Annotated in this window: 27 protein-coding genes; 1 reads left to right on the top strand and 26 read right to left on the bottom strand. The window is 45.4% G+C overall.

The window, feature by feature from the left end; translation table 11 throughout:
• Nucleotides 1-26 precede the first annotated feature (26 nt).
• From R5H20_RS13810 to R5H20_RS13870, 13 genes are all read right to left on the bottom strand, one after another.
• Nucleotides 27-725, bottom strand: a complete 699-nt coding sequence (locus R5H20_RS13810) for a demethylmenaquinone methyltransferase (protein ID WP_006636410.1) — start codon at nucleotides 723-725, stop codon at nucleotides 27-29.
• A 5-nt stretch (nucleotides 726-730) separates the two neighbouring features.
• Complete coding sequence (locus tag R5H20_RS13815; protein WP_006636411.1) at nucleotides 731-1,507, bottom strand: heptaprenyl diphosphate synthase component 1; 777 nt, start codon at nucleotides 1,505-1,507, stop codon at nucleotides 731-733.
• 133 nt (nucleotides 1,508-1,640) lie between these two features.
• Nucleotides 1,641-1,871, bottom strand: coding sequence for a trp RNA-binding attenuation protein MtrB (mtrB, locus tag R5H20_RS13820; RefSeq protein WP_006636412.1), 231 nt, complete (start codon nucleotides 1,869-1,871; stop codon nucleotides 1,641-1,643).
• 23 nt (nucleotides 1,872-1,894) lie between these two features.
• On the bottom strand, nucleotides 1,895-2,467 hold the full coding sequence (gene folE, locus R5H20_RS13825; protein WP_006636413.1) for a GTP cyclohydrolase I FolE: 573 nt from the start codon (nucleotides 2,465-2,467) through the stop codon (nucleotides 1,895-1,897).
• 206 nt (nucleotides 2,468-2,673) lie between these two features.
• Nucleotides 2,674-2,952 carry a non-specific DNA-binding protein Hbs gene (hbs, locus tag R5H20_RS13830; RefSeq protein WP_003183006.1) on the bottom strand — a complete coding sequence of 93 codons (279 nt, stop codon included), beginning with the start codon at nucleotides 2,950-2,952 and terminating at the stop codon, nucleotides 2,674-2,676.
• 381 nt (nucleotides 2,953-3,333) lie between these two features.
• Nucleotides 3,334-4,812, bottom strand: coding sequence for a stage IV sporulation protein A (gene spoIVA, locus R5H20_RS13835; protein WP_006636414.1), 1,479 nt, complete (start codon nucleotides 4,810-4,812; stop codon nucleotides 3,334-3,336).
• Nucleotides 4,813-5,007: 195 nt separating this feature from the next.
• Nucleotides 5,008-5,724 (bottom strand): hypothetical protein, encoded by a 717-nt coding sequence (locus tag R5H20_RS13840; protein ID WP_006636415.1) that lies wholly within the window; start codon nucleotides 5,722-5,724, stop codon nucleotides 5,008-5,010.
• A 20-nt stretch (nucleotides 5,725-5,744) separates the two neighbouring features.
• Complete coding sequence (locus tag R5H20_RS13845; RefSeq protein WP_206702775.1) at nucleotides 5,745-5,936, bottom strand: DUF2768 domain-containing protein; 192 nt, start codon at nucleotides 5,934-5,936, stop codon at nucleotides 5,745-5,747.
• Between the two features lie 342 nt (nucleotides 5,937-6,278).
• Nucleotides 6,279-7,319 (bottom strand): NAD(P)H-dependent glycerol-3-phosphate dehydrogenase, encoded by a 1,041-nt coding sequence (locus R5H20_RS13850; RefSeq protein ID WP_006636417.1) that lies wholly within the window; start codon nucleotides 7,317-7,319, stop codon nucleotides 6,279-6,281.
• Nucleotides 7,320-7,333: 14 nt separating this feature from the next.
• Nucleotides 7,334-8,644: a ribosome biogenesis GTPase Der gene (gene der / locus R5H20_RS13855; protein WP_006636418.1), complete on the bottom strand. Its 1,311-nt coding sequence runs from the start codon at nucleotides 8,642-8,644 to the stop codon at nucleotides 7,334-7,336.
• A gap of 154 nt (nucleotides 8,645-8,798) precedes the next feature.
• The gene (locus R5H20_RS13860) at nucleotides 8,799-8,999 is read right to left on the bottom strand and encodes a capping complex subunit for YIEGIA (protein WP_006636419.1); all 201 of its coding nucleotides are present in this window, start codon (nucleotides 8,997-8,999) and stop codon (nucleotides 8,799-8,801) included.
• Complete coding sequence (locus R5H20_RS13865) at nucleotides 8,996-9,895, bottom strand: YIEGIA family protein (RefSeq protein ID WP_006636420.1); 900 nt, start codon at nucleotides 9,893-9,895, stop codon at nucleotides 8,996-8,998. Before R5H20_RS13865 ends, R5H20_RS13860 begins: the two co-directional genes overlap by 4 nt.
• Nucleotides 9,892-10,494, bottom strand: coding sequence for a YphA family membrane protein (locus R5H20_RS13870; protein ID WP_006636421.1), 603 nt, complete (start codon nucleotides 10,492-10,494; stop codon nucleotides 9,892-9,894). Before R5H20_RS13870 ends, R5H20_RS13865 begins: the two co-directional genes overlap by 4 nt.
• Before the next feature lie 73 nt (nucleotides 10,495-10,567).
• On the opposite strand from R5H20_RS13870, the gene R5H20_RS13875 reads away from it, so the two are divergent.
• On the top strand, nucleotides 10,568-10,699 hold the full coding sequence (locus R5H20_RS13875; RefSeq protein WP_006636422.1) for a YpzI family protein: 132 nt from the start codon (nucleotides 10,568-10,570) through the stop codon (nucleotides 10,697-10,699).
• A gap of 64 nt (nucleotides 10,700-10,763) precedes the next feature.
• On the opposite strand, the gene fni is transcribed toward R5H20_RS13875, so the two are convergent.
• The 13 genes from fni to R5H20_RS13940 form a co-directional block, all read right to left on the bottom strand.
• Nucleotides 10,764-11,816 carry a type 2 isopentenyl-diphosphate Delta-isomerase gene (gene fni / locus R5H20_RS13880; RefSeq protein WP_006636423.1) on the bottom strand — a complete coding sequence of 351 codons (1,053 nt, stop codon included), beginning with the start codon at nucleotides 11,814-11,816 and terminating at the stop codon, nucleotides 10,764-10,766.
• 13 nt (nucleotides 11,817-11,829) lie between these two features.
• The gene (gene rpsA / locus R5H20_RS13885) at nucleotides 11,830-12,975 is read right to left on the bottom strand and encodes a 30S ribosomal protein S1 (RefSeq protein WP_006636424.1); all 1,146 of its coding nucleotides are present in this window, start codon (nucleotides 12,973-12,975) and stop codon (nucleotides 11,830-11,832) included.
• A 219-nt stretch (nucleotides 12,976-13,194) separates the two neighbouring features.
• A complete protein-coding gene (gene cmk / locus R5H20_RS13890; RefSeq protein WP_006636425.1) occupies nucleotides 13,195-13,875 on the bottom strand; it encodes a (d)CMP kinase in 681 nt (226 codons plus the stop codon).
• Between the two features lie 80 nt (nucleotides 13,876-13,955).
• Complete coding sequence (locus R5H20_RS13895) at nucleotides 13,956-14,132, bottom strand: YpfB family protein (RefSeq protein ID WP_006636426.1); 177 nt, start codon at nucleotides 14,130-14,132, stop codon at nucleotides 13,956-13,958.
• Nucleotides 14,133-14,294: 162 nt separating this feature from the next.
• Nucleotides 14,295-15,647 carry a germination protein YpeB gene (ypeB, locus tag R5H20_RS13900; RefSeq protein WP_006636427.1) on the bottom strand — a complete coding sequence of 451 codons (1,353 nt, stop codon included), beginning with the start codon at nucleotides 15,645-15,647 and terminating at the stop codon, nucleotides 14,295-14,297.
• Between the two features lie 16 nt (nucleotides 15,648-15,663).
• On the bottom strand, nucleotides 15,664-16,632 hold the full coding sequence (gene sleB, locus R5H20_RS13905) for a spore cortex-lytic enzyme (protein ID WP_006636428.1): 969 nt from the start codon (nucleotides 16,630-16,632) through the stop codon (nucleotides 15,664-15,666).
• 156 nt (nucleotides 16,633-16,788) lie between these two features.
• Complete coding sequence (gene prsW / locus R5H20_RS13910; RefSeq protein ID WP_029418342.1) at nucleotides 16,789-17,457, bottom strand: glutamic-type intramembrane protease PrsW; 669 nt, start codon at nucleotides 17,455-17,457, stop codon at nucleotides 16,789-16,791.
• Between the two features lie 85 nt (nucleotides 17,458-17,542).
• Entirely contained in the window at nucleotides 17,543-18,511 is a 969-nt protein-coding gene (locus R5H20_RS13915; protein ID WP_006636430.1) for an asparaginase, read from the bottom strand.
• A 110-nt stretch (nucleotides 18,512-18,621) separates the two neighbouring features.
• Nucleotides 18,622-19,590 carry a YpdA family putative bacillithiol disulfide reductase gene (locus R5H20_RS13920; protein WP_006636431.1) on the bottom strand — a complete coding sequence of 323 codons (969 nt, stop codon included), beginning with the start codon at nucleotides 19,588-19,590 and terminating at the stop codon, nucleotides 18,622-18,624.
• Between the two features lie 87 nt (nucleotides 19,591-19,677).
• Nucleotides 19,678-20,952, bottom strand: coding sequence for a Glu/Leu/Phe/Val family dehydrogenase (locus tag R5H20_RS13925; protein WP_006636432.1), 1,275 nt, complete (start codon nucleotides 20,950-20,952; stop codon nucleotides 19,678-19,680).
• Nucleotides 20,953-21,145: 193 nt separating this feature from the next.
• Nucleotides 21,146-21,730 carry a genetic competence negative regulator gene (locus tag R5H20_RS13930; protein WP_006636433.1) on the bottom strand — a complete coding sequence of 195 codons (585 nt, stop codon included), beginning with the start codon at nucleotides 21,728-21,730 and terminating at the stop codon, nucleotides 21,146-21,148.
• Between the two features lie 175 nt (nucleotides 21,731-21,905).
• Entirely contained in the window at nucleotides 21,906-22,685 is a 780-nt protein-coding gene (locus R5H20_RS13935; protein WP_006636434.1) for a metallophosphoesterase, read from the bottom strand.
• An 81-nt stretch (nucleotides 22,686-22,766) separates the two neighbouring features.
• Nucleotides 22,767-23,210 (bottom strand): YpbF family protein, encoded by a 444-nt coding sequence (locus R5H20_RS13940; RefSeq protein ID WP_006636435.1) that lies wholly within the window; start codon nucleotides 23,208-23,210, stop codon nucleotides 22,767-22,769.
• Nucleotides 23,211-23,239: the final 29 nt, after the last annotated feature.

The raw sequence follows: 23,239 nt of genomic DNA on the forward strand, positions 1-23,239 counted from the left end.
GATTCACCCGAGTATTTCTGTAGTCATCATCGCTTCCAGCCGACATGTGTAGCTGCTACACCGCCAGTGAACGGATGATATTGAACATTTTCTAATCCGGCCTGTTCAAATAAAGAAGCAAGCTCTTTCATACCCGGAAATTCCCTGGCGGATTCCTGGAGCCAGGAATATTCTTTGAAGCTTTTGGCAAAGAGCTTTCCGAATGCAGGCATAATAAACCGGAAATACAAATAATACAGCTGCTTGAAACCGATCATTTCCGGCTGGGACGTTTCAAGGCAGACAACCTGTCCGCCGGGCTTCACCACGCGCTTCATCTCTTTTAAAACGGCTAGATAGTCAGGGACATTGCGGAGCCCGAACCCGATGGTGACATAGTCGAATGTATTGTCCGGGAAAGGCAGCTCCATTGCATTGCCGTGAATCAATTCGATCTGGCTGTATGATTTGGTCTTTTGCTCGGCGATGCTCAGCATATTTTTGCTGAAGTCAAGACCTTTGATCTCGCCCGTTTCTCCGGCGGCCTCCGCAAGGGCGATCGTCCAGTCCGCCGTGCCGCAGCAGACATCCAGCGCTTTTGCCCCTTTCGGAACGTTCATGAGCTGCATCGTTTTATTGCGCCATTTTTTATGCTGCTTAAAGCTGATGACGGAATTCATCTGGTCATAATTTTTGTAGATTTTTTCAAACACGCCGTGCACGCGCTGTTCTTTTGACTGCTCCATGACTGTTACCCTTCTTCCACTTTCTGATGATAGGTCCGTTTTTCTGGCTTAATGGCCTTTAGGCGCTCCAAAAGCCATTTCTGAACGGCAGGCTTTTTTGCAAGGCACTGGTTAATCTGAAGCTTTGCTTTTTCATAAGCCGCGACAGTCAATTGTTCACATGAAGCCTGATCTTCCGGAAACTCCTCTTTCAAAATCGTTTCCAGCAGACGGGAATCCGTTCCCTTTTCTTCGGCAGCAAGCCGCTTATAGACTAGAAAATCATTGGCTGCGGTCTTCCAGTGAGGCAGATAAAAGTGGTCGGCAAGATGATGAAAAAGTGCAGCTTCCACTATGCTGACGCTTTTTTCAAGGCTGTTTAAGTCTTTGGCGGAATGATCATACAGCCTTATTTTGTGTTCGTTGATTTCTTTGATGGCCGCTGCCAGTGTACGAATCATATAAATATCCTTCATACCCGATAGCAGGGAATAGTACATCCCGCTGAAATAATCCCCGGCCAAAACCGTCAGCTGACGGTTTTTATAGTCGTCTTGTTTAATTAAAGCTGCGGTCGTGACTTCATCATGGGTATCAAGGGCTGTTTGAACAAGCATCGCCGTTAAAATGTAATTTTCTTTGTCGGCTTCTTTTAAATCTGTTTCATCAAACAGAGCATAAAAAAGAAACAGCTTATCCTCATCAACCTTTGGCGCTGTTAAATGCTTGGCTAAATAAGGATGTGAAAGCTTTTTATTCAGCTTGATTTTCAAATGAGATAAATGTCCGTAGATGTCTTGCAAAGATATCACCCTTGTCCCAAAATTCGCAGTTTTTCTCTCAATTGTTTATGTATCTTGAGAAAGTTTAATTATATCATAATATGATAAAAAACAGCGGCTTATGCCATCTAATCAGGGGCGGAAAACGGCCGCACTATTTTTTGGATTCGCTTCTCATCTCGCCGTAGGCCGATTGAATGAGTGCTTCCCCGCGGACTTTTATGGCTGAGGTATGCTCGGTAAACTGGCAGATCATGACTTCCCCTTTATCGAGCTTTTCAGAATGGTGAAACCTCGTATCCGTTCCTCTTGTCAGGCCAATCACGTTTACGCCGTCCTCGACGGCTTTTATCACCACAAAATCATTTGATTGATTATTGGTCATCTTCATCGCACACCTTCTCATTTTTAATCATGATGTTTAATGAGCTCCAGCACTTCGGAGCGAGCGGCTACGCTTTCCCTGAACGTTCCTCTTACAGCGGAAGTAACCGTTTTTGCACCAGGCTTTTTAACGCCCCGCATCGTCATGCACATATGCTCGGCTTCTACAACCACCATCACGCCGTGGGGCGTCAATGATTCGACAATGCTGTCTGCAATCGTCGCCGTAATCCGTTCCTGCAGCTGCGGACGCTTGGCAACCGCTTCGACAGCTCTCGCCAGCTTGCTGAGACCCGTCACCTTGCCGCCCTTCGGAATATATGCGACATGCGCTTTTCCGTAAAAAGGAACGAGGTGATGTTCACACATCGAGTAGAAAGGAATATCTTTTACGAGAACAAGCTCTTCATGGTCTTCGCCAAAAATCGTTTTAAAATGCTCCTTCGGGTCTTCATTCAGCCCGGCAAAAACTTCCGCATACATTTTTGCAACTCTTTTCGGCGTATCAAGAAGTCCTTCGCGGTTTGGGTCTTCGCCGATCGCTTCCAATATCAGCCGTACAGCTTGTTCAATCTGTTCTTTGTTGATTTCACTCATTGTTTTATATCCTCCAGAAACGCATACATTTAATTCAGATTCTAGCACATTTCAGCTTATAAAAGCAAAATGAAAGGTTTTAACCCGCAAAAAGAATGCCGCTCTGAAATACGTTTTTAAATATGAAAAGCCCCTTCTAAAAGGGGCTTTCCTGTGAAGAAACAACATGGTATGTATAAAGCGTAAAAATACGGTCTATACACACATTATTTTCCTGCTACAGCGTCTTTAAGCGCTTTACCTGGTTTGAAAGCAGGTACTTTGCTTGCAGGGATTTCGATTTCTTCACCAGTTTGAGGATTGCGTCCTTTACGAGCTGAGCGCTCACGAACCTCAAAGTTACCAAAACCGATCAATTGAATTTTTTCACCGTTTTTAAGTGCATCTAAAATTGTATCAAAAACAGAATCAACTGCTTTAGTAGCGTCTTTTTTAGATAATTCGCTTGCTTCTGCAACCGCATTGATTAGTTCTGTCTTGTTCATGCCTTTCACCTCCTCCCAAAAGGTATCAATCAATAGATTATCATCATTTCTTCACAGTTCAACCTGTTTCTATACCTGTTTGAACAGAAATTTCAAATAAATATAGAAAAGGCGTTTCACGGCTTTAGCGAAAATCCCACGTCAGAGGAACGATTGTCCAATAAAGTGAAGATTTTCTGTATGTAGATTAACACATATGAAAAGCCATATCAAGCATTTTAAAGCTATGATCCCTTATTCGTCAAGGTTTAAGCAGAATGATCCGAACAAATATTCCTGTTTTTCCTTTTTTACTCATATTCTTTCCTATATTTCCAGTTTTCTCCCCTTCTTTTTTCCAAAATAAAAAAAGACCTCCCGTATCATAAGAGGTCTCCCTTTTTATAAGATAATCGCGATTAAGCCGCCAGAACCTTCGTTTATGATCCGTTCCAGCGTTTCCTTCAGCTTGTATCTCGCGTTTTCCGGCATGAGGGACAGCTTTGCCTGAATGCCTTCTCTGACGATTGAGCTGAGGCTTCTTCCGAAAATGTCGGAATTCCAGATTGATAGCGGATCATCCTCAAAGTCCTGCATTAAATAGCGGACAAGTTCTTCGCTTTGCTTTTCCGTCCCGATGATCGGCGCGAATTCGCTTTCGACATCGACTTTAATCATATGAATCGATGGCGCCACCGCTTTCAGGCGCACTCCGAATCTTGATCCCTGCCTGATGATTTCAGGCTCATCAAGGCTCATGTCGGTCAATGCCGGAGCCGCGATCCCGTAACCGGTTTGCTTCACCATTTTCAACGCATCGGACACTTGGTCATATTCCGTCTTCGCATGGGCGAAATCCTGCATCAGCTGCAAAAGATGATCCTTTCCTCTGATTTCTACGCCGACGACTTCCCGTAAAATTTCATCATACAAATAATCGGGAGCGTACAGATCGATTTCCGCGATTCCCTGCCCCATCTCAATTCCGGCGAGGCTGGCCCGCTCGATAAAGTCAAATTCGCTGAAGTGGCCGACGACCCGATCGACATCTCTTAATCTTTTAATATCTTTGACGGTTTCTTTCACCGAATCCTGATAGTTTTGGCGCAGCCAATGATTTTCTTTCAGCACCATGACCCAGCTCGGCAGATTGACATTCACTTCAAGCACTGGAAATTCGTAAAGCGCTTCTCTCAAAACGCTGAGCACATCGGCTTCCCTCATGCTCTCAACGCTCATCGCGAGAACGGGAATATCATACTTTTCCATCAGTTCGTGTCTGAGCGCTTCTGTTTCCGGATGATACGGGCGGACTGAATTGATAACCATGATGAACGGTTTTCCGACTTCCTTTAATTCATCAATCACTCTTTCTTCAGCCTCAATATAATCCTGCCTCGGAATCTCTCCGATGGTTCCGTCGGTCGTGATCACGACGCCGATTGTCGAGTGCTCCTGAATCACTTTTCTCGTGCCGATTTCGGCCGCTTCGTGAAACGGAATCGGCTCTTCATACCAAGGGGTGTTGATCATCCTCGGTCCGTTTTCATCTTCGTATCCTTTTGCGCCAGGCACCGTGTAGCCGACACAGTCTACGAGTCTTATATTCACATCGAGTCCGTCACTGACATGAACTGACATCGCCTGATTGGGAACAAACTTCGGTTCTGTGGTCATGATAGTTTTGCCAGCGGCGCTTTGGGGGAGCTCATCCTGCGCGCGCGCCCGGTCTGCTTCATTGTTGATATTCGGGAGCACCACTAGCTCCATAAATTTTTTAATAAACGTAGATTTTCCTGTACGGACAGCTCCTACGACACCTAAGTATATATCGCCTCCTGTTCGTTCAGCGATATCCTTGAAAATATCGACCTTTTCCAAGTGATCCCCTCCCGGACTTCCAATCCTTTTCAATTTTTTACTTCTTCATCATTCAAAAACAGGACACTACATTGTATGACGTTGTCCTATTTCAATATGACAGCTCAGGGAAATTTTTTCGGCATGCATGAAAAAACCTTTCTCCTTATTGTATGCAGAGGAGAAAGGTTCATGACTAATTCTTGCAGGGCGGCTCTATTGCAAAAAAACAGGCTCCTGCTTGTCGTTCACTGTATATTTGACTGAAAATGCCGGTACAAAAGGGGTCTCCTTCCAGATGAGGTCCTGGATTTCCTCTCCTGGCTTGACGGTCTTTCCTGATTTTTTGATCAATTTGGCTAAATCCACACGGTAATCTACTTGAATTTCACCCTTTTGATCGACAAGAAGCGGAAGAGAGGTGCCGGTTAATGGACTGGCGACCGCAGGCGCATCCTTGAGCCCCAATTTTTTATAATCAAGCATAAATAAGTTCTTAGAAACGACTTTCTGATAGGGCGGATACCGGTGCTGATCTTTGTACATCTCGACCCGGAGCTTCAGCTCGCGGATCGCTTCCGACATTTTGACGTCAATCAGCTTGACGGTCGGCTTGTTCTCCACATCCACAAGAACATAGAGGTATTCGCCTCCGTTTTCATAGGAAGTGCCCGGCGGTTCAGCCAAATAGCGGGGAGACAGCCTGTTAAAATCGATAGGATATTTTTGATAGATTGGGACTGACATATCTTTTGTTTTAATCGGAAGAAGGCCTCCCGTCGCTTTCCTGAACTCATTAACCGCCGCCTGCACCTCTTTCAGCTGCTGTTCATACGGTGCGCTGTGTTGCGCCTTTCTTTCTTCAGGGTATAAACATCCGCTTAGAAACATGGCTGTGAATATAAATGTGAGCAGTACGTTGATTTTTTTCATACGAATCTTCCTTTTAAACGTTAGTCATTGACGGGACCGCTGAAGACAACGATAAAGACGATAACGCCGGAAATGAGCATGCAAGTATATGCCAGAAACGAAGTTGCGATTTTCAAAAAACGGTTTTTAAATTTATATCTGCTGATGTATATAGCAATCACCGCTAAAAACATCAGACCCATCGATCCCAAAGCAAACCACATTTTTAACATACCGAGACTCACACTAAAAGCCCTCCTTCTCTATCATTCTCTTATGATGTAAGCGTTATATTTCATTTTATATAAGAAAAACCAGAAGTTCAACAGCTTTTCCAATTTTTCGTAGCATATGAACCGGCACAAAAAAAAGCCTGAAGCAAAGAGGGGGACTTTGCTTCAGGCCTACTCACGATGACTATAAAAACCCAATTGACAAGATACAGCTCTTCCAGACTTCGATTCTATTTTATGCAAGTCTACGGACAAATGTATCCTCTCTTGCCTAGGTCTCCAAAATGTTTCAGTTTTTTTGTGCAAACTGCAGGAGAGCGGGAAAAAGCTGTGATGGGCTGGTCATTTTATTCGGTTTTCAAATGTATTCACAAGATCTTCCATCTCGTGTGTTTTGACTCTTGCCATTAATGATTCGACAGCTATGTCAACTTTTTTGCCGTCAAACAAAACCTTGTGCAAGGCTTCAGTGATCGGCATCTTGACATCATACTTCTGCGAAAGTTGATACGCCGCTTTTGTTGTGCGGACCCCCTCAACGACCATCCCCATTTCATTAAGAACTTCTTCAAGTTTGAAGCCTTTACCCAGCATATTACCGGCGCGCCAATTTCGTGAATGGACGCTTGTGCAGGTAACGATCAGGTCTCCGATTCCCGTAAGTCCCGAAAACGTCAGCGGATTTCCGCCCATTTTCGTCCCCAATCGGGCGATTTCCGCCAGGCCTCTTGTAATCAGTGCGGCTTTTGCGTTATCACCGTAGCCCAAGCCGTCCGCAATTCCAGCGGCAAGCGCAATCACGTTTTTTAAAGCGCCTCCGATCTCGACGCCGATGATGTCTGGATTTGTATAAACGCGAAAATTCTGATTCATAAACATATCCTGAATCTCCTGAGCGGATTCCAGGCTGTTTTTCGCTGAAACGGTTACCGTGGTCGGGTGTCTCAGTCCAACTTCTTCGGCATGGCTTGGGCCTGAAAGAACGACGATATCCTCCCTTATGTCTTCTGGGATTTCCTCTTCCATCATCTCCGAAATTCTAAGCAGTGTATCAGGCTCAATTCCTTTAGAAACATGGACAAAGATCGACTTTTGTTTAATAAAGGAGATCGCCTTTCTGAGAACTTCACGGATCGCTTTTGTCGGAACAGCGACAATAATCGTTTTCACATCTGCCAATGCAGCCTGCAAGTCCGTTGTCGCATAAACCTTCTCAGGCAGCTTGACGCCGGGCAGGTAGTCGTTGTTTTCATGATGTTCATTGATTTGCCGTATCAGGTCATCGCGATTCCCCCATACGCACACATCGTACTGGTTGTCCGCCAAGACGAGCGCCAATGCTGTTCCCCAGCTTCCGGCTCCTAGAATTGCTACTTTACTCATTCCATTACACCTCTTTATTTTCTTGCTCTTGCGAAAATCTTGATGGGTGTTCCTTCAAAACCGAATGCGTCCCTGATCCGGTTTTCCAAAAACCGTTCATAAGAAAAATGCATGAGCTCCGGATCATTGACAAAGACGACAAAAGTCGGCGGCTTCACTGCCACTTGCGTCGCATAATAAATTTTTAAACGCTGCCCGCTATGGGTCGGCGTCGGATTCATTGCCACCGCATCCATAATAATATCATTAAGAATGTTGGTTTGCACCCTCATCGAATGGTTTTCACTTGCCGTTACGATGGCGGGCATCAATGTATGAATCCGTTTTTTCGTCAACGCAGACATGAACAATACAGGCGCATAATCTAAAAATTGAAAGTGCTCCCTGATATTTTGTTCAAATTCTTTCATTGTACGCTCATCTTTTTCTACGGCATCCCATTTGTTGACCACGATGACAACGGCTTTTCCTGCTTCATGGGCATAGCCGGCAATCCGCTTGTCCTGCTCAATAATGCCTTCTTCGCCATCCAAGACGACGGCCACCACTTCCGAACGGTCGATTGCCTTTAAAGCTCTGAGGACGCTGTACTTTTCAGTTGATTCATATACTTTTCCTTTTTTTCTCATTCCGGCGGTGTCAACGATGACAAACTCGCGCTGATTATACGTAAATTTTGTGTCAACGGCATCGCGCGTTGTTCCGGCAATATTGCTGACGATGACGCGCTCTTCTCCGAGCATGGCGTTAACAAGCGACGATTTCCCGACGTTTGGCCGCCCGATCAGGCAAAATTGAACCACTTCATCATCGTATTTCGTGTCAGGTATGTTTTTAAAATGCTCGCTGACCGCATCAAGCAAATCACCGAGACCAAGGCCGTGCGTTCCGGAAATCGGGTACGGCTCGCCAAAACCGAGTGAATAAAAATCATAAATATTCGCCCTCATTTCCGGATTATCGACTTTATTGACCGCGAGAACGACCGGTTTTTTTGTCCGGTATAAAATCTTTGCCACCTCTTCATCAGCGGCTGTAACGCCCTCACGCCCGTTTGTCATAAAGATAATCACATCGGCTTCGTCCATGGCGATTTCCGCCTGATGGCGAATCTGCGCCAAAAACGGTTCATCTCCGATTTCGATTCCGCCTGTATCAATGAGATTAAAATCATGGTTCAGCCATTCGGCTGAGCTGTATATCCGATCCCGTGTCACACCGGGTGTATCTTCCACAATCGAAATTCTTTCGCCCGCAATCCGGTTAAAGATCGTAGACTTCCCAACATTGGGTCTTCCAACTATGGCTACGACAGGTTTTCCCATAGTACCCTTCCTTTCAATTCTCTTCCAGCATTCTTTTCAGGAATGATCATCCGCATATTCAAATATTCATCGTGAAGAAAGAAACCCTTCTTTTTTTGTACAGAAGGGCTTAACTCATATATTATATCAATTTCTAAAGAGATCACAACTGTAATTAAAAATGTTTCACGATCAAATACAGGTCATCTCCTATTCCATGGGCGATTCCGTCAAGGATCGCTTCTAGATTTTTGGCATACTTGTTCATTTCCTCGGCATCATCACAATAAAACACGCTAGTCCCTCCGATGACCCGGTCCCGCCTTGTCGTCACGACCGCCAGAATATAACTTTGAATTGTGATTGAATCGCTCATCGAATCACCTTACCATGCTGTTCTTTTATAAACTCCATCGGCACGCGTATCGCATTTTCCAGTGTCGGGACATCCCCGATCACTCTGATGGCCGTCTCCTTGTCCTTAATGACAGGAAGAACGAAAATCGCCACCCGGCCGTCATTTAAATCCCTCTTGGCCAAAGGTGTCAGGGATGGTTCACCCGAATCGCGGTACACCCCGAGAACGTTTGAGACATCAAATAAAATCGCCTGCCTTTGGCCGAGATTTGCAAGGGTGACAGCCGAATTGAAATTTTTCGGCTTCAGGACAAAGCCCATTCCATGCTCCAGAATCAGCTTTTGCTTTTCGGGGATCCCGATGTTCATGATGTAAATATCGTCTACATAAAGCCCCTGGTCCTCAAAGTGCAATGGTTGATGCTCTATATCGGCAATATGCTTAATAAAACTGCCGGACATCAATATGCGGCCGATGATAAAACAAAACAGCGCCATCACCATTCCGGCCCATACGGATGAAAAGAGAATATAGGTCAGCGTCGTCAAAAGCGCTGTGAAAATGACGATGTAATTCCGGCTTTCAAAAGCGATCGCAATTCCTTCGATATAGGTGCTTCCTCTTGAAACGAGCTCATAGCCGTCCAGCTGTGTCAATGTTTCTCTTTCCATATTGCGGACATCCCTGAATTGGGTCGCTGCTAACGTCAAGAACGTAATCGCTGTATAATCGGATTTCAAAATAGACGGGATGATGACCGCTCCGATTGAAGCTGCGATCATGGCCTGAGCTATATGTACTGTTTTTCCGTGAAGATAAGTTGGATACTGGCGGTAATCGGTCCGCAGCATGTACACTCTGACGATAATCCCGGCGACAATGCCCAAGATAATCGGATAGGTATATTGATTCATGACATTTTTGTTGCTCCTTTGTTCAATCGCTTCCATTTTTGATGAATCTGCTGTACAAGCCGCTCATATTGGGAAACTCCGTACAGCAGGACGATGCCTGCCGAACACATCGAAAGCCAAGAATATCCTCCGGCAACAAGGCCTTCATGAAACTTTCTGATGATGAGCGAATATAAAAGCTCTCCATGGCACATCCCGAGCACCATAAGCGCCAGGCGGTTTATGAAGCTTTTTTCAAATGTCAAGGTCATGATGACAAACAAGATGATGATCAGCCACTCAGGCTTTAGGATAAACCAAACCGGATCATATAATGCAAAAAGAAACAAAAATCCGTAGGCAGACACCATTGAAAGATGAAGCAGCAAGCGCTTGATACTTCTATGGAGCGCCGCATAGCCGCCAAGCAGATAAGCGCCCGCATAAAACAGCAGATAAGCGCCGTTCAACAACAGGATAAAGCGGACTTGATACATACTTAATATGATGTTGAGCAAAATAAATGCCGAGGCAAAAAAACGGGTTCTGTTTTTCTCAAGAATAAATGTGGTTAAAACCCATAAAAACCACATTGACCAATAGTAATAAAATTCTTCCATTGTTTTCGTCCTCCATATTTTAGTATGGAGTGACTGAGGAATTTTTAAACGTGCAATAAGGAGGGAAAGGCATTTGGGAAAAGACAGGCAGGAAAAGAAATTGAAGCAGCAAAGGCGCACCGAATCGGACCGTGATCAGTCCATCGCCCATAACGGAGCTACCTCTCTTGAAAGCGCGGAGGAAGCGCGTAAACGAAACCCATAAGTAAAAGGCAGCTTGCCGCAGAGCTGCCTCTGGTTCGCAAAAGCCGCCGGTTAACCGGCGGCTTTTAGCGCATGCTGTAAGCTGAAGAATCAATTCCTCTTGCTTTCAGCCAATGGTATGTATCCCCTTTTAAAACGAGAGGGGCTTTTTTCAGTTCATCTATTGTTTTACAGCCGAGCACGGTCATGATCCTTTTCAGGTCACTGATAAGACCGGTTATTTCTTCGACTAATGCGTCCTCTCCAGACGTTGTCAGCACTTTGAGGAAGTAGCCGGCCATTCCTGCCGCAGACGCTCCTAAAGCAATCGATTTGGCGAGATCGAGGGCGTTTTGAAGTCCTCCTGAGGCGATAACCGTCCCATGTTCACTGCATACGGTGCTCACCTCGGCAATGCTGGCAGCTGTTGATATGCCCCATTGATTGAAAAACTCGACCGCCTGATCTCTGCGCAAATTTTCGATTTCCGAGAAATTCGTCCCGCCATAGCCGCCGACATCCACCGCCGCAGCTCCCGCGTTAAAGAGTTTTGTAGCGGTTTCTCTGCTCATTCCGAATCCGACTTCCTTTACGGAAACGGGGACGCTGACCGTGCGGCAAATCTCTTCGATGCGTCGCAGACGTCCTTCAAAGCAGCGGTCTCCTTCAGGCATGACGATTTCCTGAATGACATTGAGATGAATCTGAAGCAGATCTGCTTCAATCATATCTACAGCCCGCTGGGCCTGATCAACCGTCGCTTCGCTCCCTAAATTGGCAAACACGAGGCCTTTTGGATTTTCCTGTCTGACAACCTCATAAGAAGGCCGTTCTGCCGGGTCGTTTAAAGCTGACATTTGGGAACCGACGGCAACCGGTATGTTCGTTTCTGCGGCGGCTCTGGCCAATGCTCTGTTAATCTCAAGTGTCGTCTGTCCGCCTCCGCCTGTCATCGCATTGATAAAAATAGGCGAACTTAAGAACAGTTCGCCTATTTTTGTTGAAGTATCAACTTGTGACAATGCCGTTTCCGGAAGGCTGACGTGAACAAACGTAATATCATCGAACCCTGTCAAACGTTTTTGTCCGGTGGACAGGGCATGTTCAATGTGTTGTTTTTTTCTCTCGGCTCGCGTCACCATCATCACCAAATTATTTTAATTTATTCAGTTTGTCTCCAATCATTTCTCCGAGCTGGAATCCTGAAGACTCTTCCTTCGCCTGATACTGGCGGTAGTCTTCCTGTTCTGTTTTATCGTTTTCTTCAAGCTCCTTCATGCTCAAAGAAATCCGTTCTTCGGCTTCATTGACATCAAGAACCTTGACTTTCACGTCCTGGCCTTCTTCAAGCACTTCGTGAGGTGTTCCGATGTGTTTATTTGAAATTTGGGAAATGTGAACAAGACCTTCAACACCAGGAAGCACTTCCACGAAAGCTCCGAAGCTTACCAGACGCTGGACTGTTCCGTCAAGGACGTCTCCCGGTTTCACTTTTTCACCGATGTTGGCCCATGGCCCCGGAAGCGTTTCTTTAATGGATAATGAAATCCGTTCATTGTCGCGGTCGACGGAAAGCACTTTCACTTTTACATCCTGGCCTTCTTCAACAACGTCTGACGGCTTCTCAACATGTGAATGTGAAAGTTGTGAAATATGAACAAGTCCGTCAATGCCGCCGATATCAACGAAAGCCCCGAAATCAGTCAAGCGCTGGACCTTGCCTTCAAGAACCTGTCCGGCTTCAAGCGTCTGCAGGAATTCCTGCTTTCTTTCGGACTGTTCTTTTTCGACAACCGCACGGTGGGACAAAATCACGCGGTTTTTATCTCTGTCAAGCTCAACGACCATCAGCGTAAGCGTCTTTCCTTTATAATCCGTAAAGTCTTCGACGAAATGAGCCTCGACAAGCGATGCCGGAATAAATCCGCGCACGCCTATATCAACGACAAGACCGCCTTTGACAACGTCTTTAACTTCGGCTTCAAAAATTTCTTTTGACTCAAATTTTTTCTCTAGGTCTTCCCAAGCGCGGTCTGCATCAACAGCACGTTTAGATAAAATCAAGGCGTCGTCTTCCACTTTTGTCACTTTCAATTCAAGCTCATCGTCAACATTGACGACATCTGATGCTTTTTCTACATGGAGACTTGATAATTCACTGATTGGAATAATACCGGTTTGCTTGCAGTTGGGAATGTCGACATCGACATGCTTGTCCTCTACTTTGGTTACAATCCCTTTGACCACATCTCCAACCTCTGGTACTTGAACATCAATTTGATTCATTTCCTCTGTCATTTCAATAACCTCCTTGGTCCAAACCTACACAGCTTTTGTAAAAACGGTTATACCGAACTGAGCGTAAACATCAATCCGGACAGCCGAATATGTACTAAAGAACTATTCAAAATGGATATTTGAATGTTCTATAAAATGATTTATTATTACTAACTTCTAATAAAAGCATGTGTTTGTCAAGTCAAAACATGCGGACAAAACGTAATTTGTCCGATTTTTTTAATTTTGCGCCTTTTTGTCTACTACCTGCAGGATTTTTTCGGCCACTTCAGCGATGGAAAGTGAAGTCGTGTCGATTTCAAGCGCGTCATCCGCTTTCTTCAGAGGCGAAATCTCCCGCTCGGAATCAAGCTTATCGCGCCTTCTGATCTCCTCTGCAAGCGTTTCATAATTAACATTGTACCCTTTTTTGAGATTTTCTTCAAAGCGGCGTTTGGCCCGTTCTTCGACTGATGCCAAAAGGAAAATCTTCACTTCCGCATCCGGGAGGACATGGGTGCCGATATCACGGCCGTCCATGACGACTCCGCCTTTCACGGCAAGCTGCTGCTGCCTTCTTGTCATTTCTTCGCGGATCCCTCTGTGCTTGGCGACAATCGATACCTGATTGCTGACTTCGTCTGTACGGATCGCTTCTGTTACATCTTCGCCTGCAATAGATACCTTCTGTTCCCCATTTTCCGAAACGGTAAGATCGATGGCCGAGTCTTTCAGGAGCTGGGTCAAGCCGGCCTCATCCGTCAAATCGACGCCTTTTTTCAGCGCCAAATACGTAATGGCCCGGTACATGGCGCCGGTATCAATGTAAACATAGGCTTTTTTTCGAGCCACGATTTTCGCCACAGTGCTTTTTCCGGCTGCGGCAGGGCCGTCGATTGCAATACATAATTTCTTTTCCATAATTCCTCTCCTTGCTCTCTGGTACTCCTTATAGGATTGTATCATGTTCTCAGCGAAAAAGGGGAGATTTTCACGTCGATTTACGGCTTAAATGTCTCGATCCATTCGCCGATATTCATTTTATTCACGCCTTCATACTGCACAACCTTTGACAGATAAGGCTCCGTCTGAGAAAAATGGTAGAGAAGCTGCACACATAATAAAATCATTCCCTGAACGACGAGTATTTTGATTAATATCCGCTCAAATGTTTTCATAAAAATTCCTCCGTGCTTTACCGGAACCGCCGATAAGCCTTTTCATTGAAATATATGGGCTGGCCTCCGCCTCCCATACCATCAGTATGGAAATGTTCACCGCTAATTATTCCGGATGCCAAAAAGGAAAAGGCGTATCGGCCGCCTTTTCCCTTTGTCTTTTTACAATCCCTTGTATATCGGTTCTGCACTTTTCATTTTTTCTATTTTTTCTTCGCTGCCGTCGTTCGCGTTGATGAACATGCGGAACGTATCGTTTTCGATCGTCCCCAGCATTTCATAGCAGAGGACCTCCTGAGAGTCCTCGTTTGTAATCAGGGCAAGCCGTGTTTCCTGGACTTTTACATTATGATTCAGACTCGCTTTCGCTTTCTCAGGCGTCAGCTTAGGCTTTGGAAGGTCCCTTTTCCTGTGGGATGTCAGAAAATCTTTTGCAGAAAAACCGACAATTTCCCCATCGTCAAGGGCAACCTTCATGCGGATGCTGTCAGGGTAAAGCCATACGCCATCCTGAACGGGAACAAATGAAAACACGCCGACACCGTCATATTGAGAGCTTTCGTCCATTTTAAGGTCATCTGTGTCATAACCGTTCTTTTTCAAAAATTGCAGCGCACGGTTTGTGGCATCGTTTAAGCTGATTTTTTCATCCTTGATTTTTTTGTTTTGAATCAGGTAGACCGGATACCCGCCTTTTTCGGTGATGTCCATATAAATATCGGATTTTTGGTCGGGGTCCTGCATGCTGACGGAGTAGACATCTTTGTTCGTCTTCCTGCCGCTTTTCGCTACTTTAATATTGTAATTTTTGTCTTGGGCAAATTTTTGGGCAATCTTTTTCGCTTCTGCCTGGGTGATTTTATCGCCCTTTAAATGATTATATCCTTTTTCCTCTTTTACCTTGTTTGTCATGGCCGCCGGGCCTAAATCGGTATCCGAGAACGCGTTTGCTGTATTTTCAACCGTTTTAAAGCCGTCGATGATGGTATTGTCGCTTTGCTTCTGGCCGGAAGCAAGCGCAAGCTCGACATCCATCCATCTTAAATTATTGTCAATGATCAGGTGCTGGACATTGCGCAGTTCATTTTGTATATCTTTCGATTTTTCGTAAAGCTTGTTCAAAGATGAATACTCTTTTTTATTCAGCGGTTCTTTATCAAGGTCGCGAACGGCTGTTTTATAACTGAAATCCCCGACGTTTGCCAAAAACTCTTCCGTTTTATTAAACGGCATAAGTGTAAGGGGAAGCTGGCTGACATTGTTGTGTGCTTCTGACGTTGTTCTCCAGACTTCTGCCAGGGCGGGGGAAAGCGTTTTTTTGCTGTTCATGGCAAGCGTGCTGCCGATTTGATCGTGAAGCTGGTCCACCTGATACGTTAAATCGTGGAATGCCCGCTGATAATTGTTTTCGGCATGCAGCAAGACCGCGTCTTTCTCCTGGTGTTCTTTATAACCCCAGTAGCTCGTTCCGACAATGGCGATTCCTAAAATGGCGATTAAAATTCCTCTGATCATTTATAACACCTCGCTTTTATTCACAGAAAATGTGTTTGCCTATCCTTTTGATTTGAGGTCTTCCCCATATCCACGGGCTCGTGGCTGTGTCAGGGTTGAAATAGTATAAGGCATTTTCTGAAGGGTCCCAGCCGTTGATGGCATCCAGCACGGCTTTTTTCGCCGTTTTATCCGGCGTCATATAAATTTGGCCGTCGGCCACCGCCGTGAAGGCGAGCGGCTCAAAAATAACGCCGGCTACCGTATTCGGGAAAATCGGGCTGTCAATCCTGTTTAAAATTACAGCCGCCACCGCAACTTGGCCGTCGTATGGTTCACCGCGGGCTTCACCGTAAACCGCTTGGGCCAATAGGTTGATGTCATTGTTTGAAAAGCCGCCCGGCATGTTGGCAGCGACCGCATCGTATTTTCTCGGTGCCGCTTGTTTTTCCGGCTGTTTTGGGGCCGCCTGCTGTTTCTGTTGCTGCTTTGGGGCCGCCTGCTGCTTCTGTTGCTGCTTTTGCGCCGCGTACTGCTTTGGAGCGGCCTGCTGGCGCTGTCTGGCCTCCGCTCTTTGTCTCGCCTGCTGCTGCACTTCTTTTGAAGGCTTTGTCTGATACTTCAGCGGCATGCCTCCGTAATGGGTAAATTGGTTACCTTTTCTAAGCTGTTTGTGCACATAAGCACTGTAGTATTTTGTCGTGTTGACTAAATGTTGTTTTGTTTTCGGTCCGACAAGACCGTCTGTTTCCTTCAATCCAAACCGGTGCTGAAAATTGCGGACCGCCCAGTATGTCGCCCATCCATAAACACCGTCAATCTTGCCATTATAATAGCCGTTATATTGAAGTCTTGCCTGAAGTTCAATTACATCGTCCCCCGTCGCCCCCCGCTGTATCACTTGCGCAGTAAAGGCGGAGCTTGTTTGACTGAATGGAAGTGAAAGACTTGTTGCCATAAGGGTACAAAGAATGACATTCAAACAAAAAGAACCTTTCGACTTCATGTTTTAAGCCTCCTCCAGCATTTTTGTACCCATATCTTTTGTAGCGAGGCAGATTTTATACACGCTTTCCTTTCTGTTTCAATCCAATAAACATTTGGCTCAGCTGTTTCAAAAAGAGCATTTTGGAAAATAAAATAGCCGCCTTGATAAAGGCGGCTACAGATCGAGCGGCTGTTCCCCGGCATGGATGGAACGGGCTTTTTTTGCTTTTCGCAGGCCGAACCACCATAGAAACACCATAAAGGGCAGCATAAAATACATCCAATTTTTAAGAGCAAGGAGAATATAATCATAAAAGCCGTGAAGTACAGCCGGCACAAAAAACGACAGCAAAAGCCATTCCAGCTGCTTTTTGCGCTTCGAAAAACGTGCTTTACCGATATAAAAGCCCATAATAACGCCGAACAAGGCATGGCTTGATACAGGAAGAAGCGCCCGCGCAAACGCGTGCTCCACCCCGTTTCCGATCAAGTACAAAATGTTTTCCAGTGTGGCAAATCCGAGCGAAATGCTTGTCCCGTAAACGATTCCGTCATAATGTTCATCAAAATCGACATGCTGGTAAATGCTGAACATGAGCAAAAACCATTTTAAAAATTCTTCCAAAAACCCGGAAGATAAAAACGAGATGACAAAGTTGCTCTCAGATATGTTTTCTTTTTCCAAAACATACTGTATGAACATCGTCGGAAAGACGAGCAAGACTCCTAGTATAAAAAGGCGGATAACCATACGGATGGGCTCTGTTTCATACTTTTCCTTCAAGTAAAAATACATCAACAATGCGATTCCTGGAGCTACGCCTGCGGAGATAATTCCGAACATGTGAAACCTCTTTCCTTTCCATCTGATTCTATCCTACCATGATTCACAATGTTTTGAAATTGAAAAAGGCAGGCGAAAAAAACAGCTAATAGCAAAACTTGTCTTTTATTCCATCGTCATAGCTTGCAAGCAGAACCGCCAATTTGATCCGCGCTTTTTTGCTGTCATAATCTTTTCCGAGAATGACGCCTTTTTTGACGAGGTCATAGCTGCTGCCGGCGTAGTCATAAGTTGTATAGACCTGGCCTTCTTCTGCGCTTGTTGTGACCACGATATGAACGCCTTTTTGCAAAGCGGCCTCTATATCCGCCACCATTTTCGGCGTCACCTGCCCCCTCCCGACGCCTTCAAGCACGATTCCGGCGGCTCCTTCCTGCACAGCGGCGCGGATAAACTTCCCGTCCGCATCAAGATAGCTTTTAATAATATCGACCACAGGGAGGCTTTTTTTCAGCTGATGCACGTCCCGTCTTAGCGGCTTCTGATAGACGTATACTTTATCATTGTCAATGATCCCGAAGTATCCAAAACCAAATACGTCGAAACCCTGAAGATTTGACGCATGAACTTTTTTAACGTAGCGCGCATTGAAAATCCTTTCGTTAAAAACGACAACCGTCCCGGCTCCTCTTATCTCCTTGCTGCAGGCGGTATAAACGGCGTGCCTGATATTTGTATATGCGTCACTCCCCTGCTCCTCCGGGGGGCGCTGTGAGCCTGTGACGACAACCGGCCGGTCGTCCCGGATGGTTAAATCGAGGAAGTAGGCCGTTTCCTCAAGCGAATCAGTCCCGTGCGTTACAACAGCGCCGTCATACGTGTCATCTTCGAAGACCTTTTCGATGGCGCTTTTCAGCTGGAGCAAGTCTTGAAAGGTAATGTGCATGCTCGGAAGCTGAAACGTCGGATATACATCGACTTGCACATCTTCCGGAAGCTTGCAGATTTCGGCCAATTCCGTACCGCTGATGGCGCCTGCCGCAAGCCTTCCGCTTTCTGTCTTTCTGCTTGCGATCGTTCCGCCCGTCGTGATGAGAGCCACTTTATTTTTCATCGTAGGATGCCCCTTTTCGTCATAATCTGTGCTGCTATAAAAAAAGAGAGCACATCTATATATAGAATATGCTCTCTTTCTTGAGTTACAAACCGCAAACTAAAGAATATTTATATCCGTTTTGCGATCTCAGCGGCTATCATTCCGCCATGGAAACGCCCGTTTTCGATGAAAATTTCATTTGCATTGTTCCCGGCAGCGATCACACCGGCGATGAAAATGCCTTCTTCGTTTGTCTCCATCGTTTCTTCATTAAACAGCGGGCGGCCTGACTCAGGCTCAATTTCAACCCCCATTTTTTCAAGAAAGCTGTGATCGGGATGGTAGCCTGTCATGGCAAACACAAAATCGTTTTTAATCATCTCTTCCTCTTTGGAATCAATCGTAAAGGTCAGCTGATCCTCTGTGATTTCCTTGACGACCGCACGAAACTCCATCCGTATTTTCCCGTGTTTGACGAGGGACACGAATTCAGGCAGAATCCACGGTTTAATGCTCGGGGAATATTCTTTTCCCCTGTATAAAACGGTCACTCTTGCTCCGGCTTTCACAAGCTCCAGCGCAGCGTCAACACTTGAGTTCTTTCCGCCGATGACCGCAACATCTTTGTCAAAATAAGGATGCGCTTCTTTAAAATAATGAAAGACCTTGGGCAGATCCTCACCCGGTACATTCATATAATTCGGGTTGTCATAGTATCCCGTCGCAACGATGCAAAACGAGGCCAAATACACATCTTTTGACGTCTCGACTAAAAAGCGGTTCTTTTCTGTTTTCGTTACAGAGTGGACCTTTTCAAAAGCATTGATTCTTAAATTCTTCCGTTTGGCCACTTCCCTGTAGTAGGCGAGCGCCTGGTTTCTGACCGGTTTGCGGTTTTCCGTGATAAAGGCAACATCACCGATCTCAAGCTTTTCACTTGAGCTGAAAAACGTCTGATGGGTAGGATATTGATAAATGCTGTTTACGATATTCCCCTTTTCAATGATGAGTGCATCGATTCCGATTTGCTGCAATGCAATACCTGCTGAAAGCCCGCAGGGGCCGCCGCCGATAATGATCACTTTTTCTTCTTTCATGTTCCGTTCATCTCCTGTCATATCCGAAAAACAAAAAATCTCCTATTTTAGGATAGGAGATTTTTTGACTTGTTGCAAATGCTATGCTTATATCCAGCCTCTGAACCGTGATGCTTCCGCCATTTTCCTGACGCCCACCATGTAGGCGGCAAGCCGCATGTCGATTCTGCGGTTTTGGGCCATTTCATAAATGTTGTTAAACGATTTGACCATCATTTTTTCCAGTCTTTCTTCCACTTCTTCTTCAGACCAGTAGAAGCCCTGGTTGTTTTGCACCCATTCAAAATAGGATACCGTGACACCGCCGGCGCTCGCCAATACATCGGGAACCAGGAGGACCCCGCGGTCTGAAAGAATTTGCGTCCCTTCAAGCGTTGTCGGGCCGTTTGCGGCTTCAACAACGATTTTCGCTTTAATGTTATGCGCGTTTTCTGCGGTGATTTGGTTTTCAATCGCCGCCGGCACTAAAATGTCGCATTCCAGTTCAAGCAGCTCCTGGTTTGTAATCGTGTCGTTAAAGAGCTTTGTGACGGTTCCGAAGCTGTCTCGGCGGTCAAGCAAATAATCGATATCAAGACCTTCAGGGTCGTATAAGCCGCCGTATGCATCAGAAATGCCGACTACCTTTGCGCCTGCGTCATGCATAAATTTCGCAAGATAGCTTCCCGCATTTCCGAACCCCTGCACGACGACAGAAGCCCCTTCGATATCGATGTTTTTCTTCTTCGCCGCTTCTTTAATACAAATCGTAACCCCTTTTGCTGTCGCAGATTCTCTGCCGTGAGAACCACCTAAAACGAGCGGTTTTCCGGTAATGAAACCCGGAGAATTGAATTCATCGATTCTTGAATATTCGTCCATCATCCATGCCATAATTTGAGAATTGGTAAATACATCGGGAGCAGGCACGTCCTTTGTCGGTCCGACAATTTGGCTGATCGCTCTGACGTAGCCTCTGCTTAAACGTTCAAGTTCAGGAAAGGACATATCCCGCGGATCACAGATGATCCCGCCCTTTCCGCCTCCATATGGAAGGTCGATGATTCCGCATTTCAGACTCATCCAAATAGAAAGCGCTTTAACTTCTTTTTCTGTAACTCCCGGATGAAAACGGATGCCGCCTTTTGTCGGCCCTACTGCATCATTGTGCTGAGCGCGGTATCCCGTGAAAATTTTTACAGATCCATCATCCATGCGAACCGGAATTTTAACCGTTAAAAAACGGATCGGCTCTTTTAACAATTCATACACTTCTTCTGGATACCCTAATTTTTCAAGCGCCTTATGTATCACCGTTTGCGTTGATTTCAAAACATCATGTGTATTTTCCTCAGTATGACCGGTGTTTTGATCGGCTACCATTATAAGTTAACCTCCTAAAGTCTTTCTGGCATGTTGTCCTTTCAGAGAATAGTATACACCCTTGCATTAATCATGCAAAGGACAAACAGCCTTTTTTCGCAAAAATATTCGGGAAAAATCATGTTTGTATATTCTTATTTTCGGCTAAAAAAAACTGCTGTTTAACACAGCAGTACATCTTTTGCGCTTTAGGCTATTTAAAGTACGTTTGAATGGTCTCGACGGCATTGTTTTCCATGATTTTCTTCCCGTATTCCTGAAGCCTGTAAATGGTTAACGTCGTCGGGTTTCCATACTCGGCTAAAATCGAGATCACGCCATCGACGGAATGGGAATCGAAATCGTCAAGACTCAGGAAATACCTTCCTTCATAATGATAGACCGTTCCGCCTTGAATTCCGATCCGGTCGAGATTTTTGGAAAGCTCGATCAGATGTTCAAACGTTTGAAACTCATATATAATGTCAACACTTTCACCAAGTTTGACCTGCATTTCTATATAATCCTCATCATACTCATTATCGTCTTCATCTGCTTCCTGGTTTTTCGTGACAATGATGACCATTCCCTGTGCTTGGAGAGAATACACTTCTACAGCGATTGGGCCATTTGCTTCAAACCCGAGCTCTGTATTCGCTTCGTTCATCATGTCCTTAAACAGCTGCTGGACTTTAAATGAGTCTTTCCAAAGGTCTTCTTTCGTCAGCCCCCGGTCTGTCAGATCGTCAAGTGTCAGAAAGATTTTGATCTTGTTATAATTAAGACGCTCAAGCCGCATAACGTTCCCTCCTGCCTCTTCTTGCACACATCATTTATCTTATTATATGGAGATGATGAGTCATAGGTTCTTAATTTTGATACCAGTTTACACTGTGTTTGGGCGGAAGACAAGCACTATGCTGTCTTTTCCTTCTTTTCCGGGAAAAAAGCCGGGAACGGATGCGTGCAGCGCCTTATTCCTGTCCGGGCATCAGTCTGATGAGGTGCGTTTCCGGCCTCGCCCCGAACCTTAATGGAAGCCTTGTCGTTCCATAGCCGTTGCTGATCAGATAATGCGCTTGATGAACCATTCCCGTTCCGCCGATGTCATAAAGGCCGAATCTGCCGATGCGAATCTGGCCTCCATGGGTATGGCCGCTGAGAATCAGATCGATTCCGTCTTCCTCATGTATTTGATGATGAATACCGGGATTGTGCGACACTAAAAGAGTCGGAGCTCCGGGGCAAAGCTTCCTGACCGCCTCCGGATAATCGGCAAACCCGAGCCTGAGATCGTCAACACCGCTGATATTGATGATCTGTCCGCAGTGGTCATAAATGACCGATTCATTGCGAAGAGCGGTCACACCATATGTTTTGAACAGACGGACAAGCCTTTCCTGACTGACCTCGTAATCATTGTTTCCCCATACAAAATACGTTTTTCCCAAACTTGTCAGCCGTTTGATATTTTCTTCAATCCTCGTAAACGGGACGCCCTGTTCTGCCAGATCGCCTCCGATGACGACCATATGCACGCCGTGCTCCTCCACTCCGCGGATGATCTCTTCACTGACTGTGCGTCTATGAATGTCAGATATAAAAAAGATGTTCAGCGGCTCTTTTCCCCCCAGTCGTCTGAGCGGAAAATCAGCGCGCTTTACACGGTTTTCTTTGGCGATGGCCGACATTTTCCAAATGAATGCAATAGCGCAAACGAAAGCAGCGGAAATAAGACTGAGCAAATAGATCATATTGATTCCCCATTCTTGTTTTCTTTCATATAAGACGCCTGATGAAAAAAGACGTTTCTTTTGCCAAGAAAACGCCTTTTTTTATTTGCTTTCAAAATACAAATTGATGTCATACTGCTGTTTCATGACTTTATAAACCGTTTCCCTCGATTTCCATTCCTCGGGCTGGGGCCACAAATCGGTGCTTTTCTGAATAATCTCGCATCTGAGCTTATGAAAGTCCGCTTCCGCTTTCTCTTCCTTCTTTTTAAAAAAATATGCTGTGCTGTAAGCGAAAGCCGCCGACAATATCCAAAGCATGTACATGGAATCGTTCAGCAATTCTCCCAGGATGCTGTTTTTTCCATACCCTTTCCAGGCTACAAACAAGCAAAACGATGCGGCGCAGATCAGGGCGGCCGCCTGCCATCTGAACGATTGCTTTTTATAATTTTCATATTTTCGTTTTCTTTTAATTAAGCCGCGAAGCATTTGTTTTGTAGGTTCGTCAGTAAAACGATCAAGCTGATCAAGTGCGCTTTCCACATTCCTCACACCTTGTCCTCATGTTTGTA

The sequence above is a fragment of the Bacillus sp. KICET-3 genome (genome assembly GCF_033261025.1).
GTDB classification, from domain to species: domain Bacteria; phylum Bacillota; class Bacilli; order Bacillales; family Bacillaceae; genus Bacillus; species Bacillus sonorensis.

Coding starts and splice junctions, on each gene's coding strand:
- R5H20_RS13935 (WP_006636434.1), bottom strand. CDS start 22,685: ATGATCTATTTGCTCAGTCTTATTTCCGCTGCTTTCGTTTGCGCTATT.
- R5H20_RS13870 (WP_006636421.1), bottom strand. CDS start 10,494: ATGGAAGAATTTTATTACTATTGGTCAATGTGGTTTTTATGGGTTTTA.
- R5H20_RS13850 (WP_006636417.1), bottom strand. CDS start 7,319: ATGAGTAAAGTAGCAATTCTAGGAGCCGGAAGCTGGGGAACAGCATTG.
- R5H20_RS13920 (WP_006636431.1), bottom strand. CDS start 19,590: ATGAAAGAAGAAAAAGTGATCATTATCGGCGGCGGCCCCTGCGGGCTT.
- prsW (WP_029418342.1), bottom strand. CDS start 17,457: ATGTTCGGAATTATCTCCGCAGGCGTAGCTCCAGGAATCGCATTGTTG.
- R5H20_RS13895 (WP_006636426.1), bottom strand. CDS start 14,132: ATGAAAACATTTGAGCGGATATTAATCAAAATACTCGTCGTTCAGGGA.
- der (WP_006636418.1), bottom strand. CDS start 8,644: ATGGGAAAACCTGTCGTAGCCATAGTTGGAAGACCCAATGTTGGGAAG.
- R5H20_RS13865 (WP_006636420.1), bottom strand. CDS start 9,895: ATGAATCAATATACCTATCCGATTATCTTGGGCATTGTCGCCGGGATT.
- sleB (WP_006636428.1), bottom strand. CDS start 16,632: ATGAAGTCGAAAGGTTCTTTTTGTTTGAATGTCATTCTTTGTACCCTT.
- folE (WP_006636413.1), bottom strand. CDS start 2,467: ATGAGTGAAATCAACAAAGAACAGATTGAACAAGCTGTACGGCTGATA.
- mtrB (WP_006636412.1), bottom strand. CDS start 1,871: ATGACCAATAATCAATCAAATGATTTTGTGGTGATAAAAGCCGTCGAG.
- ypeB (WP_006636427.1), bottom strand. CDS start 15,647: ATGATCAGAGGAATTTTAATCGCCATTTTAGGAATCGCCATTGTCGGA.
- R5H20_RS13915 (WP_006636430.1), bottom strand. CDS start 18,511: ATGAAAAATAAAGTGGCTCTCATCACGACGGGCGGAACGATCGCAAGC.
- cmk (WP_006636425.1), bottom strand. CDS start 13,875: ATGGAAAAGAAATTATGTATTGCAATCGACGGCCCTGCCGCAGCCGGA.
- hbs (WP_003183006.1), bottom strand. CDS start 2,952: ATGAACAAGACAGAACTAATCAATGCGGTTGCAGAAGCAAGCGAATTA.
- R5H20_RS13925 (WP_006636432.1), bottom strand. CDS start 20,952: ATGGTAGCCGATCAAAACACCGGTCATACTGAGGAAAATACACATGAT.
- R5H20_RS13845 (WP_206702775.1), bottom strand. CDS start 5,936: ATGTTAAAAATGTGGTTTGCTTTGGGATCGATGGGTCTGATGTTTTTA.
- R5H20_RS13930 (WP_006636433.1), bottom strand. CDS start 21,730: ATGCGGCTTGAGCGTCTTAATTATAACAAGATCAAAATCTTTCTGACA.
- R5H20_RS13840 (WP_006636415.1), bottom strand. CDS start 5,724: ATGAAAAAAATCAACGTACTGCTCACATTTATATTCACAGCCATGTTT.
- R5H20_RS13810 (WP_006636410.1), bottom strand. CDS start 725: ATGGAGCAGTCAAAAGAACAGCGCGTGCACGGCGTGTTTGAAAAAATC.
- rpsA (WP_006636424.1), bottom strand. CDS start 12,975: ATGACAGAGGAAATGAATCAAATTGATGTTCAAGTACCAGAGGTTGGA.
- R5H20_RS13860 (WP_006636419.1), bottom strand. CDS start 8,999: ATGAGCGATTCAATCACAATTCAAAGTTATATTCTGGCGGTCGTGACG.